The sequence below is a fragment of the Streptomyces sp. NPDC058872 genome (assembly GCF_042743065.1).
GTDB lineage: Bacteria > Actinomycetota > Actinomycetes > Streptomycetales > Streptomycetaceae > Streptomyces.
Genome location: NZ_JBHYMK010000007.1, coordinates 1 through 15,330, shown reverse-complemented (window position 1 = coordinate 15,330; position 15,330 = coordinate 1). Strand labels below are relative to the sequence as shown.

General features: G+C 69.9%; 15 protein-coding genes. 10 read left to right on the top strand and 5 right to left on the bottom strand.

Going from position 1 to position 15,330, the window contains the following annotated elements; translation table 11 throughout:
• Positions 1-25: 25 nt before the first annotated feature.
• The gene (locus ACFW22_RS06070) at positions 26-841 is read right to left on the bottom strand and encodes a DUF6008 family protein (protein ID WP_386399576.1); all 816 of its coding nucleotides are present in this window, start codon (positions 839-841) and stop codon (positions 26-28) included.
• Between the two features lie 882 nt (positions 842-1,723).
• Positions 1,724-2,476 carry a helix-turn-helix domain-containing protein gene (locus tag ACFW22_RS06065; RefSeq protein WP_386399962.1) on the bottom strand — a complete coding sequence of 251 codons (753 nt, stop codon included), beginning with the start codon at positions 2,474-2,476 and terminating at the stop codon, positions 1,724-1,726.
• On the opposite strand from ACFW22_RS06065, the gene ACFW22_RS06060 reads away from it, so the two are divergent.
• From ACFW22_RS06060 to ACFW22_RS06050, 3 genes are all read left to right on the top strand, one after another.
• Positions 2,429-2,830, top strand: a complete 402-nt coding sequence (locus ACFW22_RS06060; protein ID WP_386399574.1) for an alpha/beta hydrolase — start codon at positions 2,429-2,431, stop codon at positions 2,828-2,830. The genes ACFW22_RS06065 and ACFW22_RS06060 overlap by 48 nt on opposite strands.
• Positions 2,831-2,945: 115 nt before the next feature.
• Positions 2,946-3,182, top strand: coding sequence for a hypothetical protein (locus tag ACFW22_RS06055; RefSeq protein WP_386399571.1), 237 nt, complete (start codon positions 2,946-2,948; stop codon positions 3,180-3,182).
• Positions 3,183-3,305: 123 nt separating this feature from the next.
• On the top strand, positions 3,306-4,472 hold the full coding sequence (locus ACFW22_RS06050) for a low temperature requirement protein A (RefSeq protein WP_386399568.1): 1,167 nt from the start codon (positions 3,306-3,308) through the stop codon (positions 4,470-4,472).
• Positions 4,473-5,002: 530 nt separating this feature from the next.
• Here ACFW22_RS06050 and ACFW22_RS06045 read toward each other — a convergent pair.
• The gene (locus ACFW22_RS06045) at positions 5,003-5,719 is read right to left on the bottom strand and encodes a hypothetical protein (RefSeq protein WP_386399565.1); all 717 of its coding nucleotides are present in this window, start codon (positions 5,717-5,719) and stop codon (positions 5,003-5,005) included.
• 231 nt (positions 5,720-5,950) lie between these two features.
• On the opposite strand from ACFW22_RS06045, the gene ACFW22_RS06040 reads away from it, so the two are divergent.
• Entirely contained in the window at positions 5,951-6,295 is a 345-nt protein-coding gene (locus ACFW22_RS06040) for a transposase family protein (protein ID WP_386399562.1), read from the top strand.
• Positions 6,277-6,684: a transposase family protein gene (locus ACFW22_RS06035; protein ID WP_386399559.1), complete on the top strand. Its 408-nt coding sequence runs from the start codon at positions 6,277-6,279 to the stop codon at positions 6,682-6,684. Before ACFW22_RS06040 ends, ACFW22_RS06035 begins: the two co-directional genes overlap by 19 nt.
• A gap of 379 nt (positions 6,685-7,063) precedes the next feature.
• Here ACFW22_RS06035 and ACFW22_RS06030 read toward each other — a convergent pair whose 3' ends face one another.
• Both ACFW22_RS06030 and ACFW22_RS06025 read right to left on the bottom strand, forming a co-directional pair.
• Complete coding sequence (locus ACFW22_RS06030) at positions 7,064-8,530, bottom strand: amidase (protein WP_386399554.1); 1,467 nt, start codon at positions 8,528-8,530, stop codon at positions 7,064-7,066.
• Positions 8,531-8,936: 406 nt separating this feature from the next.
• Complete coding sequence (locus ACFW22_RS06025; protein WP_386399549.1) at positions 8,937-9,527, bottom strand: TetR/AcrR family transcriptional regulator; 591 nt, start codon at positions 9,525-9,527, stop codon at positions 8,937-8,939.
• A 161-nt stretch (positions 9,528-9,688) separates the two neighbouring features.
• On the opposite strand from ACFW22_RS06025, the gene ACFW22_RS06020 reads away from it, so the two are divergent.
• The 5 genes from ACFW22_RS06020 (at position 9,689) to ACFW22_RS06000 (ending at position 14,993) form a co-directional block, all read left to right on the top strand.
• Positions 9,689-11,302 (top strand): CocE/NonD family hydrolase, encoded by a 1,614-nt coding sequence (locus ACFW22_RS06020; RefSeq protein WP_386399545.1) that lies wholly within the window; start codon positions 9,689-9,691, stop codon positions 11,300-11,302.
• A gap of 116 nt (positions 11,303-11,418) precedes the next feature.
• On the top strand, positions 11,419-12,366 hold the full coding sequence (locus ACFW22_RS06015) for an ABC transporter permease (protein ID WP_386399541.1): 948 nt from the start codon (positions 11,419-11,421) through the stop codon (positions 12,364-12,366).
• Positions 12,363-13,220 (top strand): ABC transporter permease, encoded by an 858-nt coding sequence (locus tag ACFW22_RS06010; protein WP_386399538.1) that lies wholly within the window; start codon positions 12,363-12,365, stop codon positions 13,218-13,220. Before ACFW22_RS06015 ends, ACFW22_RS06010 begins: the two co-directional genes overlap by 4 nt.
• Entirely contained in the window at positions 13,217-14,212 is a 996-nt protein-coding gene (locus ACFW22_RS06005) for an ABC transporter ATP-binding protein (RefSeq protein ID WP_386399535.1), read from the top strand. Before ACFW22_RS06010 ends, ACFW22_RS06005 begins: the two co-directional genes overlap by 4 nt.
• Positions 14,205-14,993 (top strand): ABC transporter ATP-binding protein, encoded by a 789-nt coding sequence (locus ACFW22_RS06000; RefSeq protein WP_386399531.1) that lies wholly within the window; start codon positions 14,205-14,207, stop codon positions 14,991-14,993. Before ACFW22_RS06005 ends, ACFW22_RS06000 begins: the two co-directional genes overlap by 8 nt.
• Positions 14,994-15,330: the final 337 nt, after the last annotated feature.

Here is a 15,330-nt window from a genome sequence, read left to right as displayed (position 1 = left end):
AGCCGCCACGGGCCTCCCCTCCGCCCTATGAACGGTCCATGAGTTGGTTTTCGCGGGGAGGAGCGTCCTCCCCGGACGGGCGCGGCGAAGCCGCGGCGCCACCATCGGCCCCGGCCCCGGTCTCCGCCCCGGTCCCGGGCAGCGCGTACGCTTCCTTGACCGCGCGCCTTTCCTTCCAGAGGTGATAGACGGAAACGGCCAGGATGGCGGTGCCGACGAGGTTGGCGACGAAGTGCCACCAGACGCGGTACGTGACCAGGGCCGGACCTGGCTCGATGGCGCCGAACCAGGTCGACAGGCCGATCGCACGGCTCGCGCCCAGCGCGACGGACACCGTCAACACCACGTGCTCCAGACCGTGGAGACCCTGCATCCACACGCCCATTCTGGCCCACTTGCGCGACACGAGAGGACCGCTCACCCTACGGGTGATCTGCACGATGCCGACCAGTCCGGCGAGGAAGATGAAGTTGCCCGTCAGGTGCAGGATCTCCATGCCGAGCGAGGGCTTGGTCATGTCCACCTGACCCATGCCCCGCGCGAGGCCGTTGGCCCACGGAGTCATCCAGGCGGGCGAGTTCGGGTGGGCTATCCAGTAGCCAGCCTGTGCCACGTGCTCCTGGAAGTGCCCGAACTGCCCGATCACCCCGAGGCCGATGAGCCCGACCGCGGTCTTGTACAGCCACGGCTTCACTGGCCCCCGGTTCGCGTAGGCCAGTACGGCGACGGCGATCCACATCGCGAGGGCCCAAGCGATGAAGAGAGCGGCACCCGCGGTGTCGACCGCCGACACATTCAGTCCCATTCCGGGCATCTGGAGCATGCCTGATTCGTGGTTCACCCGTGCTCCTCCTCGTAATCCTCTCCACCACGGAGTGGCCCACACCGGACCGCCGCCAGCGTAGGGAGCCCCGTTCCGCGTCCGCTTCTCTTGAAATGCCGAGTCAGGAACCGCTCGATTCGCTCGAAGTCCCCTCTGCGCCCCCCTGTTCGATGCCGAGCGGGAGTCGTTCGCCGCGTTCGAGGCAGCCGCGAAGGCAGCCGAAGATTGGCCCGCAACAGGCTAGGGCCACGGCAGAACCCTCTGCCGGCACTGGAACAAGGGCCTGGACGCGACCGACGGGTGCAACGTCCGCAAGGAGGTCATCTTCGCCGAAGCCGTCGAGGCGCCCCGGGTCGCGGTCGGATGCGTGCTCACGGGTGGATCCAAGGTCGGCACGTACGACAACATCGTGGTGACCGGCGCGGCCCGTCTCGACGTCGACGACTTGGTGCCGCCCGCCGAGGTCTACGACTCCGAGCGGACGGCCTGGAGTCCGGGGCGGCAGGAGGCGTACGCGAACGACCAGGACAGCCCCGGCACCCTGATTGCGGTCACCGCGGCCTCCTACCGCAGCAAGGCGGACAAGGACCCGGCCGACTGGTTGCCCTCGGACGCCTCCCCCCACTGCGCCTACGCCGCGACCCGGACCGGCACGAAGCTGCGCGGGGACCTTGCCGCGGATGGGGCCGAGCGGGATGCCCTCGTCGGGCTCGCCGAGGACTGCCCGGTGACCGTCGTGGCCTCCCCCTGCCCCGCAAGGCCCGGAGCGTTCGTTCCGGTCTTCGTCCTGCCTTGCGGAGAACAGCGGGCTGAAGGAAGGGCCGGGAAGGCGGAGGGGGCTCTGCCCTGCCCTCCTGCCGCTCCGGCTGGCACTTCGCCTACAGGTCGGGCCTGGCACCGCTACGCGAGGCCTTCGCGGGAGCCGCCGTTGAGCGCGGGCCCCGGGGCCGTTTGTCGTGCAGGGGTGGTGGCCAGGATCCGTAGTCCCTTCTGGGAGGGGCTGCCGGGCTGGGCGGTCCAGACGACGACGTGCTGGTCGGGGGCGGTCGAGCTGGTGAGGGTGTCCCAGTCGAGGGTGAGGGTTCCGGCGACGAGGTGGTGGAAGGACTTGTTGCCGGTGCCCTGGACGGCGACCTCCCGCGTTCCCCACCAGTGCTGGAAGTCGGCGTGGTGTGTCATCCGGGCCAGGAGGCGCTTCAGGCGGGGGTCGTCCGGGCGGCGTGCGGTGTGCATGCGGAGGTAGGCCACGCAGGCCTGGGCTCCGGCGGTCCAGCCACCGTAGAGCTCCCGCAAGACAGGGTCGTTGAAGAGCAGCCATACGTAGTTCCGGTCCGCTTCGGGGACCTGGCCGAAGTCGGTGAGGAGGGCGACGGCGAGCCGATTCCAGGCCAGGACGTCCATGGTGTCGGACAGGACCATGGCGGGGGACTCGGTGAGCTGGTCGAGGAGTCGGCGGCAGTGCTCGGTGACTTCCCGGCCCGAGGGCGCGGGCCGCCCGCCCGGTGTGCGGCCGGCGACCTCGAAGAGGTAGGCGCGCTGGTCGTCGTTCAGGCGCAGGGCGCGGGCGATGGTCTCCAAGACGGGCAGGGACGCCTGCATGCGGCCTTGCTCGATGCGGGTGTAGTAGTCGGTGCTGATGGCGGCGAGCCGCACCACCTGGAGGACCCCTACGCCCGCGTCGACGACGTCCGCGCCGCCGTCGACTTCATGCAGACCCTCGACTTCGTCGACCCCGAGCGCACCGGCACCCTCGGCATCTGCGCCGGCGCCGGATACAGCGTCAACGCCGCCATGACCGACTACCGCATCAAGGCCCTCACCACCGTCAGCGCCGTCAACATCGGCACCAACTTCCGCCGAGGCTGGTACGGCACCGACTCCGACGCCGCCGCCGTCCCCACCCTCAAGGCCGTCGCCCAACAGCGCACCGCCGAGGCCTCCCAGGGCGCCGAACCCACCCACCTCCCCTACGTCCCGGCCGAGCCGGACGAGAACACCCCCCCGTGACCTGGCCGAGGCAAGCGAGTACTACCTCACCCCCCGTGCTCAGCACCCCAACGCCAAGAACAAGTTCCTCTTCACCAAGAGCGTCCCGCGGATCTTCACCTTCGACGCCTTCCACATGGTCGAAGACCTCCTGACCCAGCCCCTCCTCGTCGTCGCCGGCAGCGAAGCAGGATCGCTGTGGATGTCCACCGAGCTCCACGGCCGCGCCCGTACCACCAAGAAGCTCCGGGTCGTCGAGGGCGGGACGCACATGGACTTCTACGACGTCCCCAAGTACGTCGACCAGGCGATCGCCGAGGCCGTCCCGTTCTACACCGAGCACCTGGCGCCCAAGCCCGCCGACCAGTACTGATCCCCCCGCGTTACGGGCGGGCGGCGGCCGGGCATTGATGTCCGGTCGCCGCCACACGGCCCCTACCCGTCCCCGCCCCGGGCAGCGCCCCACCTGCCGCCCACACCCAGGAGGCTTCCGATCATGAGCAGCGTGCCCAAGTCGCTGAGACTGCGACGGGAGGTCTCCCCGCTGGAGCTGTTCTACGACCTGGTCTTCGTCTTTGCGGTCTCCCAGCTCTCCCACCACCTCCTGGAACACCTCACCTGGCGCGGCGCGGCGGAGACCGCCGTGTTGCTCGTTGCCGTGTTCGGCACCTGGGCCTACACCAGCTACGAGGCCACCCTCCTCGACGTCCACCGCAACGTCACCCGGTGGATGATCATCATCGTCATGGGCCTCGGCCTGTTCATGAACGCCGCGATCCCCGGCGCCTTCGACGACCGGGCCTGGGCATTCGTCATCCCGTTCCTCGCGATCCTCTTCTTCGCGGGCGCGGTCACGGCCTTGGCCGGCCGCACCGACGCCCTGCGCGAGCACTTCCGCCGCACCCTGGTCTGGATGGTGCTCTCCGCCCCCCTGTGGATCGTTGGCGCCGCGGTCGGCTCCGGCCCCCGCCTGTGGTGGTGGGCCGCCGCCGCTCTGATCGACCTCACCGGCACCTGGCTCGCCCACCCGCTCCCAGGACGTACCCTCAGCGGCCGCGAGCTCGCCTTCGACGCCAAGCACATGCTCGAACGCCTCCGGCTGTTCTTCATCATCCTGCTCGGCGAGACCGTCCTCACCGCCGGCCGTGCGATGACCGAAGCCCCCGTCGACGTCCCCAGCGTGCTCGCCACCGCCGGTGTCTTCACGGCCCTGGTGTGCCTGTGGGCCGCCTACTTCGGCGGCGGCGAAGACGCCATCACCACCGCCGTCACCACCTCCACCGACCCCGTGCGCTCCGTCCGACTCGGAGTCAACAGCGCCTACCTCGTCCTGGCGGCCCTGGTCGCCCTCGCGGTCGGCAGCGAACTCGTCATCGCCCACCCCACCGGCCACGGCTCCAGCACCCTCGCCCTCCTCCTCTTCGGCGGCCCCGCCCTCTACCTCTCCACCACCGCCTGGTTCTTCGGCACCACCGCCGGCGGTGCCTGGAAAGAACGCCTCCTCGCCGCCGCCGCCCTCGCCGTCACCGGTGTGGCCGCCATCTGGCTGCCCCCACTCGCCTCCCTCGCCCTCCTCGACGTCATCCTCATCACCACCGTAGTCATCCTCACCCGCGCCCACCGACGCCTGACCACCTCACCGGAGACCGCGCCCACACACTGAAGAACGCGACCGCGGATCCCGGAATACCGCACGGTCGGCATGGCGCCCCCGGCCAACTGGCACTTCCCGGCCGAGCGCATCCGCCCGGAGAACACCGGAGAGCGGGCACGGGCAATGAAGATCGGGAAGATGTAGCGAAGGCGTGAAGCCCGCGCCCACCGGCATGGACGGCTCTCGCCGGATGGAGCGCGAGGTGCTGTTCGCCTCGGTCGAGGTGCCCTGGGGCAAGAGGGGCGGCAAAGGGGTGCCACGTCACCGGCGCCGGCCTCGCCGACTTTCCGTGGGTGGAAGGGGCCACCGCTGGCGCCGCAGCGTCAGCGCGACCCGGCGTACCTGAAAGTGGACTGCTTAGACTTCGCCGACCCCGCGTCGGGGGGTGAGCGCCTCCGGCAGCGGCAGGCCTACGACGCAGTGCACGAGTGAGGTGGGGACGTGCTGGCCTGGCGGATTGGCTGGCAGGTGATCACCCTGCCGAGGCCTCAGGCTCGCGAACGATCCGCGGCCGACGGGCGTGGATCGTGGGTGGTGCCTCACGCATCCACGAACATCGACACCGGTGTCCGGTCGGCCCGGTACTGCACCACCGGCCAGTAGCCCTCCATGCAGAAGGTGCCGGACGTGTCGTCGTAGTGCACCTCGAAGTCGCCCGACCGGTAGACCACCAGGCTCTGCGGCTCCAGCGCGTCCAGGAGCCGGTCCTTCTCCTCGGCGGACTCGGTGCCGTCCGCCCCCGACGCCCACAGGAACTCCCTGCCGCTCTCCTCGATCGCGGCGAACGACTCCACGAGCCCCCTGACGTGCGGCACCAGTTCGGCCGTCCGCGCGGCACCGCAGCCGTCGAACGACACCCACACGCTCCCGTCGCCGAACACGACGTCAGTCTCGTAGCTCGCGACTTTCCCGTCGAAGGCGATCGTGCCGAGCACGGCGTCCCGTACCGGCGGAGTCCGGTCGGGGGGCCAGCTGCTCTCCGGCAGCAGCCGGGTCGCGAGGAACGCCTCCGTCGACTGGGTCTCGTACAAAGGGTTGTGTTCCGGCGGCAGGAGCCGTACGTGCACTGTGAGCTGACCGGGAGTGGCACGCACGGTGCGGCCGTCATGGGCGCGGAGCGTCAAGTGCGTCGCGTCATGGCGGATGTGCTCCACCAGGAACGAGCGCGGCAGCGTCACCAGGGACAGGGTGCCGCCGCCCGCCGAGCCGACGACGGCCAGGACCGCTTCCTGTCCGCCGTCACTTCCCGAACCCACATGCAGAACGGTCGACAACTCATCTGCCACACAAAGTACTTGAGCGTCCCGCCGTAGAATGCCCAGGCTCGCTTCGTCCCCTCGCAGTGCCCCTGCGAAGACTTCCAGTGCGTGCACGATGGCCTCCCGGTGCCCGAGCTTACGTGCGCGATGGCTGGTACCCCGCCGTGAACGTGCGAACGGCCGTGCGGAACGATCGTGATCGTGACGTCAAGATGGGCCCGCGCGGCCTTGAGTCATGCTATTTGCACCGGCATCCCGCGCCGCCGACCGGGCAAGCTGGTCGCCGAGCTCTCCGACCCTCGGATCACCTGCGAGGAGTTTCGCCTGCACGAACGCCGATGCCGTGAACGGCAGCGCGTCGCCGGCGCGGGCCCGGACCACCAGCTGGTCTTCGCTGACCGGGTGATCGCCACCCCGGTCGTCCTGCGCTTCCAGCTCCCACACGCCGCCCTTGCCATGCTCTACGGCGTGGACCGCTCCACGATCACTCGCGCCGTGCACGAGATCCGCCCCTGCTCGCGGCCCGCGGCTTCGTCGCCTCCGGCCAACCCCACGTGCGCCTTCGCACCCTGAGTGACGTCTTTGCCTACGCGGCGTCCCAGGACGTGGAACTGCGCATCGACCGCATCGAGGTGAGGGTGCGTCGGCCCCGGGCGAACAAGTCCGGTCGCCGGGCATTCGCCTCCGGCAAGATGAAGCAGAACACCAAGAAGACCACCGTGATCAGCGATGGCAAGGGCCGCACCCTGTGGACCGGGGCCATCCGGCCCGGCAGGATGCATGATCAAACTGCGCTCAAGACCGAGGGCATCGGCCACCTGTTCAAGCAGTACCCCCAGGTGAGGGCGAAGGTCGACGCGGGCTACCGTGGTCTGGCCAAGCAGTCCCCCGACCAGGTCCAAGCCCCACCGCTCAAGCCGGAGAAGGACGCCCCACCCTGGCGGCGCGGCTGTCCGAACTGACCGAGCGCGAGGCTGAGCGCACGGTGCGCTGCAAGGTGTGCGCCTACGACGGCCTCGTCGCCCGAGCCCGCGCCGAGCCGGCCTGGGTGGCGGATGGTTTCGCGCCCGTCGACGAGCTGTACGATTCCTGACTTCCGGCATTGCCGAGTCTTCGTTTCCGCCCTGCCTGCGGATGGCGTCGTCATGTCGTTGTCGGGATTCGCTTCCTCCCTCAACGGGACGGTCGGGGTGCCCTTGCCCGGCCGGAGGGCGCCCGGGCCCACTCGCACCCCGCTGCCCAGCCGGGGCTTCGGCGGGGCAGCCGCCGTGGGCCGACGGCGCGTCGGCACGCGAGTGCGGCATCGTGTCGGCCCCCGGGGCGTGTCGACTTCCGCTGGTGTCAGGCTTCCCGGTCCCATGTCCGGATCGCCGTCGTACGATCCTCGATGGCCTGGGCTGCGTCGAGGATGAGGTCCTCCTCGAACCGGCCGCCGATGAGCTGCACTCCCACCGGCAGGCCGTCCTCCAGCGAGACCGGCAGGGTGACGGCGGGGAAACCGAGGACCGGGACCGCGGTCATCGGCCACATGGCGGAGAAGAGCTCGCGGGTGCGTCCGGGCCCCGCCTGGTCCGCGTCCTGTTCGAAGGGGAGCTCGGCGCAGGCCGGTGTGAGCAGCAGCCGCTGCCTGCTGAGGAGTTCCTGCAGTCGGGTGATCAGGGTGGCGCGTCGCGCCCAGCCGTTGATGTAGGTCTCCAGGGAGGGGCGCTCGCCCCACACTTCGGCGGCGTACCCGAAGTGGCCTTCCAGCGCGGTGCGGATCGCCTCGTCGCCCAACTGCTGTACGACCGGCAGGATGAGGCGGATGTCCTCGGTGATCAGCAGCGCCCACAGCCGTGAGGCTTCGGTGAGCAGGGACAGCTGATTGACTTCCTCGACGACGTAGCCGGCGTCCATCAAGCGGGCCGCCGCCGCGTCCAGGGCCCGGTCGACGGCCGGGTGGTTCTTGACGTCGGCGTTGCCGCGGACCACGGTGACGGCGATCTGGCCGGCGGGCCGCGTCGGGGTGGGGAACGCGGGGACGCCCTGCGGCATCCGCACGTCGGGCGTGCTCATCGCGTGCAGTGCCAGGCGGGCGTCGGCCACGGTGCGTGCCAGCGGGCCTTGTACGGCGCAGTAGTGAACGGTGGGCGGGAAATCCAGTTCCACCGGTCCGCCGGGGGTGTCGGCGAAGGCCGGCGGCCCGTAGTCGGAGACGCGGCCCACCGTGGGTCGCACACCGACGACACCGCAGCAGGCCGCGGGGAAGCGGATGGAGCCGCCGATGTCGTTGCCCTGGGCGATCGGCGTCATGCCTGCGGCCAGGCTGCTGGCCGATCCACCGCTGGAGCCACCGGGCGTGCGGTCCGCGTCCCAGGGGTTGAGCGTCCGGCCGTACAGCTCGTTGGTGGAGAACCAGCGGAACGAGAAGCCCGGCGAGTTGGAACGGCCGACCGGAACGGCGCCTGCTTCGCGCAGCGCGGTGACGCACGCCGCGTCGTCGGTCGCTTCCTTGTCCGCCAGGGCGGCCACTCCGTTGCTCGTGGCGTATCCCTTCTGATCGGTATTGATCTTGATGGACACGGGGATCCCGTGCAGCGGTCCCAGCTCGTCGCCCGCGGCCACCGCGGCGTCGGCACGCCGGGCTGCGGCGAGCGCCTCCTCCGGGCGGACGTCCACCAATGCGTTCAGTCGGGGGTTGGTCTCGGCGATGCGGTCCAGGCAGGACCGTACGAGCTCCTCGGAGGAGACCTCGCGGGTCCGAATGGCCTCGGCCAGGTCGGTGGCGGAACGCTGCCACAGGGCTGCGGACGGTTCGTGCTTACCCAAGGAACACCTCTTCGGAAGGGGCCTGCTCACCGGCTGCGCGGCGCGGGCGGTACGAGAAGGGGGAGGAGGCGGACGGCGTCGGTGGGCTGAGCCCGACCGGCGATGGCGCCGTGCGCCGCACCGTTGTGAAACGGTGTTTTATCACGGCGTCAGAGTGCGCTTCCGTCGCTTGCGATGTCAACCCCTGACCGGCGCGTCGTGGGGTGAGGCGACCTCGGAGTCGCCCGTGGGGCGGCGCGACCCCATTGTGGCGCGCCTCGCGCGAGGGGGGTCGGGTCGTGAGGGGGATGGTCGCCGCCGTTGGGCGTCGTGCTCGCGGCGCGGGCCGGTTTCCCCGATGGCAACCCGGCCCCGTCGCGTGGTGCACGAAGCCGCCCGCCGTGAGGGGTGCTGAACGGTTTGCCGGTTAAGCCTTGACCGGGGGTGCTTCTCCGGTGTCGATGAGGGCGTCCACCACGGCTCTGGCGACGTGAGCGGCCCTCTCTGCCGTCCAGTAGGTCGGCTCCTCCAGGGTGGAGACGTAGTAGCCGCGGGTCAGCAGGGACAGGACGTCCGCGGCGAGGCCGGCGTCGGGCACCCCTGCCGTGATGGACGCTTCGAGGAACTCCTGGCGCGCTTCGAGCGGTTCGCGGCGGTCGATTCCGTTGGGGTCGCTGTGTGCTGACGAAAGCATCTCGACCCAGAGGGTGCGCAGCAGTCGGTCCTCGGGATCGGTGCTGAGGTGCCATTCCACCGTGGCGCGCAATCGGTCCGCCCCGCTCAAGTCCTCCAGGTGTGCTTCCAGGTCCGTTCGCCAGCGGGATTCGGCGGCGCGTACGGCGTTGATGATCAGGGCTGTGCGGGTGGGCACGTAGTTCGTGACCATGGCTGTGGATCCGCCCAACTCCTTGGCCACGGCGCGGATGGTGATGGCGCGTGCTCCGTCGCGCGCCGCGACGGCAAGGGTCGCCTGGGCGATCGCCCGGCGGCGCTGGACTTCGTCGACATCGATCGGCATGGCAGCAACCTAACGCAGAGGGGGTTGACGTCGAACACGCGTAAATGCAACGCTGTTATATCACAATGTTTTTTCGAACATTTCCCTTCGTGGAGGCTTCTGTGAGCCCTGACGTTCAGCGCGTCACACCAGAACCCGTTCCTCCGCATGCGCAGCAGCACATGGTGCGCATGCGCGACGGGGTGCTCCTGGCCACCGATGTGTACGGTGCCGTCCGGGGACAACCCGCGCCGACCGTGCTGGCCCGTGTCCCCTACGACAAGAACAGCCGGTACGTCTTCTTCGACAAGATCGCGGAGAGGTTCACGGCCTGCGGTTACGTCGTGGTGGTCCAGGACGTTCGGGGCAAGTTCCGCTCGGGGGGCCGGACGCTGGGGTGGACCGGGGAGGTCGACGATGGTGACGACACCCTCGAGTGGATCACCCGCCAGTCCTGGTCCGACGGGACCGTGGGCATGTTCGGCGACTCCTACTACGGGTTCACCCAGTGGTCCGCGGTCTCCAGTCAGCACCCCGCGCTGCGCGCCATCGTGCCCCGGGTGACCTCCACCTCGAACGCCCCCGGCATCGCCACCTACGACTCCGGTTCGGGCCGGCAGCCCCTGTGGCTGGAGGGGGCCACCTACCAGGCGCAGGTGTGGGTGGACAACGACACCTACGAGTTCGACGTCGATCTCACCAGGCGTCCGATCGCCGCCGCCTACGAGGAGGCGTTCACCGCGATCGGGAAGCGCTCGGCCGGCTTCGACCTCATCGTCGGCGGCATCCCCCTCGCCCCGTACAACGGTCCGCACCCCTACGACGCCCGCCCCGTGCCTGTGTTGCACTGCGTCGGTTGGTTCGACAACCTCGGCATCGCCCACATGCGCGACTACACGGAGCTGGCTGCGCGCCCCGGCTGGGCGGCCGTCCAGTACCTGATCGCCGACACGATCGACCACGAGAACTACTTCCTGGAAGACGCTCCGGCCACGTCCGAGACCGATCACCTGGCCGACCCCACTGCCCTCGAACGCATGCTGGACTTCTACACCGGCCCCGCCATCGAGTTCTTCGACGTCTTCCTGAAGGGCACCGCGCAGCCCGACTCGTTGCCCCGGGTGCGCTGGAAACTCGGCCACGTGGGCTGGCGCACCTCTGCCGTGTGGCCGCTGCCGGAAGCCGTAGCCGTCGAGCTGTACTTGGCGGAGCCGGCCACGGCGAACGGTGCGACTCCCGGTGGGAAGCTGGCCCCGCGCCCCGCCGACGCCCTCGAAACGGCGGAGTGGCGGTACGACCCGGACGACCTTGTGCCGTCCGCCGCCGCCGACACCTTCCTCCAGCTGCGCGATCACGTCGACGAGCGCCGCACGCTCGACCGGGACGACGTCCTCGTGTTCACCGGTCCCGCCTCTGACCGTCCCCTCGACCTCGCCGGCCCCGTCCGTGCGGTGCTGCACGCGGAGAGCACGGCGCCCACGTTCGATGTGTTCGTCCGTCTCCTCGACCTGGCTCCGGACGGCACGGCGCGCCTGATCGTGCGCGGCTGCGCCCAGGCCGACGGGCCGGGCGCGGTGGAGATCGCTCTGGGACACACCGGTTACCGGGTGCGTCCGGGACACCGCCTCGCACTGATGATCGCTGGCAGTGACTTCCCCAACCACCTGCCCAACTCCGGCTCCACGGAGAGCCCGTGGCTGACGACAACCCCCAAGACGAGCCTGCAGAAGCTCTACACCGGCTCCGTCCACCCCTCCCGCCTGTGTCTGACCGTCCTGCCCGAAAGCGGCGAATAGCCCCCGCACCCTGGAGGGCTCATGCTCCCTCTGCGACACCTCCCCAGCACGCTGCCGACCCACCCGGCAGTGCGCCCCCCGGCCGTCGAACGGCGCGGTGAAGGGGGCGGCACGAAATGAGCCGCTTCGTCGCCACCCGCCTCGGCATGCTCGTCCTGACCGTGCTCGTCTCCAGCCTGGCCATCTACGGCGCGATGTTCCTCACTCCCGGGGACCCCGCCACGCTGCTCGTCGGCGGCAGCCGCAATCCCGACCCCGCCGTGCTGGCACAGATCCATCGCGAATATCACCTGGACGACCCGTTCATCCAGGGCTACTGGCACTGGCTGAGCAACTGCCTGCAGGGCGACTTCGGCACGTCCCTCGTCTACCGCGACTCCGTCGCCGGACTCATCGGTGCTCGCGCCGGTGACACTTTCGCCCTCGTCGCCTACGCCGCCGTCCTTGTCCTCGCCGTCGGCATCCTGGTCGGCACCGTCGCAGCCCTTCGCGGAGGGCGTACGGAAACCCTGGTGACGACCCTGACGGCAGGCGCGATGGCGGTACCGACCTTCGTCATGGCGGTCCTGCTCATCTGGCTCTTCGCCGTCCAGCTCCCGTGGTTCCCCGTCTACGGTTCCGGCGAGGGCTTCACCGGCACGCTGACGCATCTGACGCTTCCGGCCGTCGCGCTTGCGCTGACCTGGATCGGCTACGTCGCCCAGGTGACCCGGACCGCCGTCCGCGCGGAGATGCGCTCCGAGCACGTGGAGACCGCCCGCAGCCGAGGCGTCCCCGAGCGCACGGTGATCAGGCGGCACGTGCTGCACAATGCCTCCGGCCCCGTGTTCGCCGTCTCCGGTGTCGGCATCGCCGGACTCATCGCCACCGCGGCCGTCGCCGAGCAGGCATTCGGCACCGGAGGGCTCGGGGCACTCATGATCGAGGCCGCCTCCAAGCAGGACATGGCCGTCGTCCAGGCCGTGTCACTGATCTTCGTGGTCGTCTTCGTCATTCTCAACACCACCGTCGACCTGGTCAGCGCCGCCCTCGACCCCCGTAGCGCGCAGAAGGGGGTCCGATGACCACCGCCCTGTCCACCCGCACCGCGCCGAAGGGACGGAGCGGACGCCCGCGCGACCCCCTGACGCTCGGCGCGGGGTGCGTCGTCGCCCTGTTCGTCCTGCTCGCCGTGTTCGGGCCGCTGCTCGCTCCGCACGATCCGAACGCCGTCGACCCCCTGAACGTGAACGCCGGACCGTCCGCCGCCCACCTGCTCGGGACGGACGACACCGGACGCGACCTGTTGTCCCGGCTGATCGCCGGAACCCGCGCCAGCCTCGCCGCCCCCGCCGTCGTCATCGCCGTGTGCACCACACTCGGCACCTTCCTCGCACTGACCGCAGCCTGGTTCGGAGGATGGGCCGACCGGTTCGTCTCCGGAGCCCTCGACATCGTCTTCGGCTTCCCGGGACTCATCATGGCCGTCCTCGTCGCCGCGGTCTTCGGCGCCGGGCTCACCGCGCCGATCGTCGCCCTGTCGATCGCCTACCTTCCCCTGATCACCCGCGTCGTACGATCGGCAGCGATCAAGGAACGCAACCTTCCGTACGTGTCGGCGCTCCAGCTCCTCGGCGCGCCCACCGCCCGCGTCTGGCTGCGGCACCTGCTGCCGAACCTGCTGCCGCTCGTCCTCGTGCAGGCCACCATCGGTTTCGGATACGCCCTGCTCGACGTGGCCGCGATCTCCTTCCTCGGGCTCGGCAGCCAGCCGCCGGACCCGGAGTGGGGGCTGATGGTGTCCAACGGCGCCCCCTCCATCCTCGCCGGCCAGCCGGAGCAGTCGCTCTACGCGGGCATCGCCATCCTCATCGTGGTCGTCGCGTTCAACCTGCTGGGGACGGGACTGTCTCGACGTCTGCTCGGAGAGAACGCATGAGCACACCGCCCCTGCTCCAGATCAACGCCCTCGGCGTCGACCTGCCCCTCGACGGAACGCCGCGCACCGTCGTCCACCGCGCCGACGTCACCATCCCCGAAGGCACGGCCGTCGCCCTGGTCGGCGAATCCGGATCCGGCAAGTCCCTGACCGCCCGCTCCGTCATGGGGTTGCTGCCCCGGAACGCCCACATCCACGGAGAGGTGCTGTTCGCCGGCGAGTCGGTCCCGCGGATGAAGCCCGAACGCCTGCGAGCGTTCCGCGCGTCCGAAGTCGCCATGGTGTTCCAGGACCCTCGCGCTCACATCAACCCCGCCCGCAGCATCGGCGACTTCCTGATCGAAGGACTGACCACCACACGTGGTGTCCGGACTGCCGAGGCGGTCAGGAAGGTCACGGGCATCCTCCAGGAGGTCGGGATCGCCGACGCCGAGCGGCGCATGCGTCAGCGGCCCCACGAACTGTCGGGGGGCTTGCTCCAGCGAGTCATGATCGCCGCGGCGCTGGCCGCCGAACCACGTCTGCTTCTCGCGGACGAGCCGACCACCGCCCTCGACGTGACCACCCAGGAGGAGGTGATGGCCATCATCGGAGAAGCCCGCGAAGCCCGTGGACTCGCCATGCTGTTCATTACGCATGACCTGGAGCTCGCAGCCGCCGTGTGCGACCGGGTCGTGGTGATGTACGCGGGCACGACCGTGGAAGAACTGCCCGCCGACCGCCTGCGCGGGCGGGCGGCCCATCCCTATACACGTGCCCTCCTCGCGTCGCGGCCTTCGGTCTCCGACTCCGGCGCGGAGCTTCGCTCGATCCCCGGAAGGCCCCTGCCCGGCTTCGAAGCACCCGACGGATGCGCCTTCAGCGACCGATGTTCCCATGTCCAGGACCTGTGCCGAAGTGACCGGCCACAACCGAGCTCCGTCGGGGACGCCTCGGCGGCCTGCCACTTCCCCCACACGTTCACTCCCGAGGAGCCCGCCCGCCATGCTTGAGGTACGCAACCTCCGCAAGGAGTTCGGTGACTTCGTCGCCGTGGACGACGTGACGTTCTCACTCCCGGAGCAGGGGTCCTTGGCCGTGGTCGGGGAGTCGGGATCGGGCAAGACGACCACCGCCCGCATGATCGCCGGTCTGGAGACGCCCAGCGGCGGCCACGTCGTCGTCGCAGGCGACGAGCGCAAACCCGGCCGCCTGTCGTCACGCGAACGCCGTGCCCGCGGCAGACAGATCCAGATGGTCTTCCAGGACCCCTATGCGTCCCTCGACCGGCGCCAGCGGATCGGTGACGCCGTCGCCGAGGCGGTCGTGCTGCACCAGCACCTGCCCGCAGATCGGCTCCGCGACCGCGTGGCCGAACTGCTGGACATGGTCGGCCTGGACGACCGGCAGGCACGCTCCCTGCCGAAGGCGCTGTCCGGCGGGCAACGACAGCGCGTCGCCATCGCCCGCGCCCTGGCCGCCGAACCCAGGGTACTGATCCTGGACGAGGCCATCGCGGCCCTGGACGTGTCCATCCAGGCACAGATCCTTGCCCTGCTCGCCCGCATCCGAAAGGACACCGGCACCGCCCTGCTGTTCATCACACACGACCTCGGCGCGGTCCGGCACATCAGCGACGACGTCCTGGTGATGCGGGAGGGAAGGGTCGTCGAGCACGGACCCGTCACCACCGTCCTCGGAGATTCCCAGGATTCCTACACCCAGTGCCTCATCGCCTCCATCCCGAAGCCGGGTTGGAAACCGCGCAGAAGGGCGGACAGAGCCACCGACTGACGGCCTCAAGCCACCCCGCACACCAGGCGAACCACCGAACGAAGACGGTTGTCCCGGCGAGGGAACGGGACAGCCGTCTTCTTCTTCTTCTTCTTCGGCGACGGAGTACGGGGAGGCCAGGACAGGCCGTACCTCTCGGCCAAGGAACCACGAAGGGCTACACGACGTGCGTACGACCACAGGACGCCACCGCAGGACCCGCGCGCTTCCGGCCGGACTGGCCGTCGCCCTGGCTGCCGGGGGTGCGGGCACCTATCTGGCCTCCGTGCACGACGGCGCGGACGCGGCGACCGCCGGCCCGGTCGTGGTGTCCACGACCGCGGCGCTGGAGAAGGCC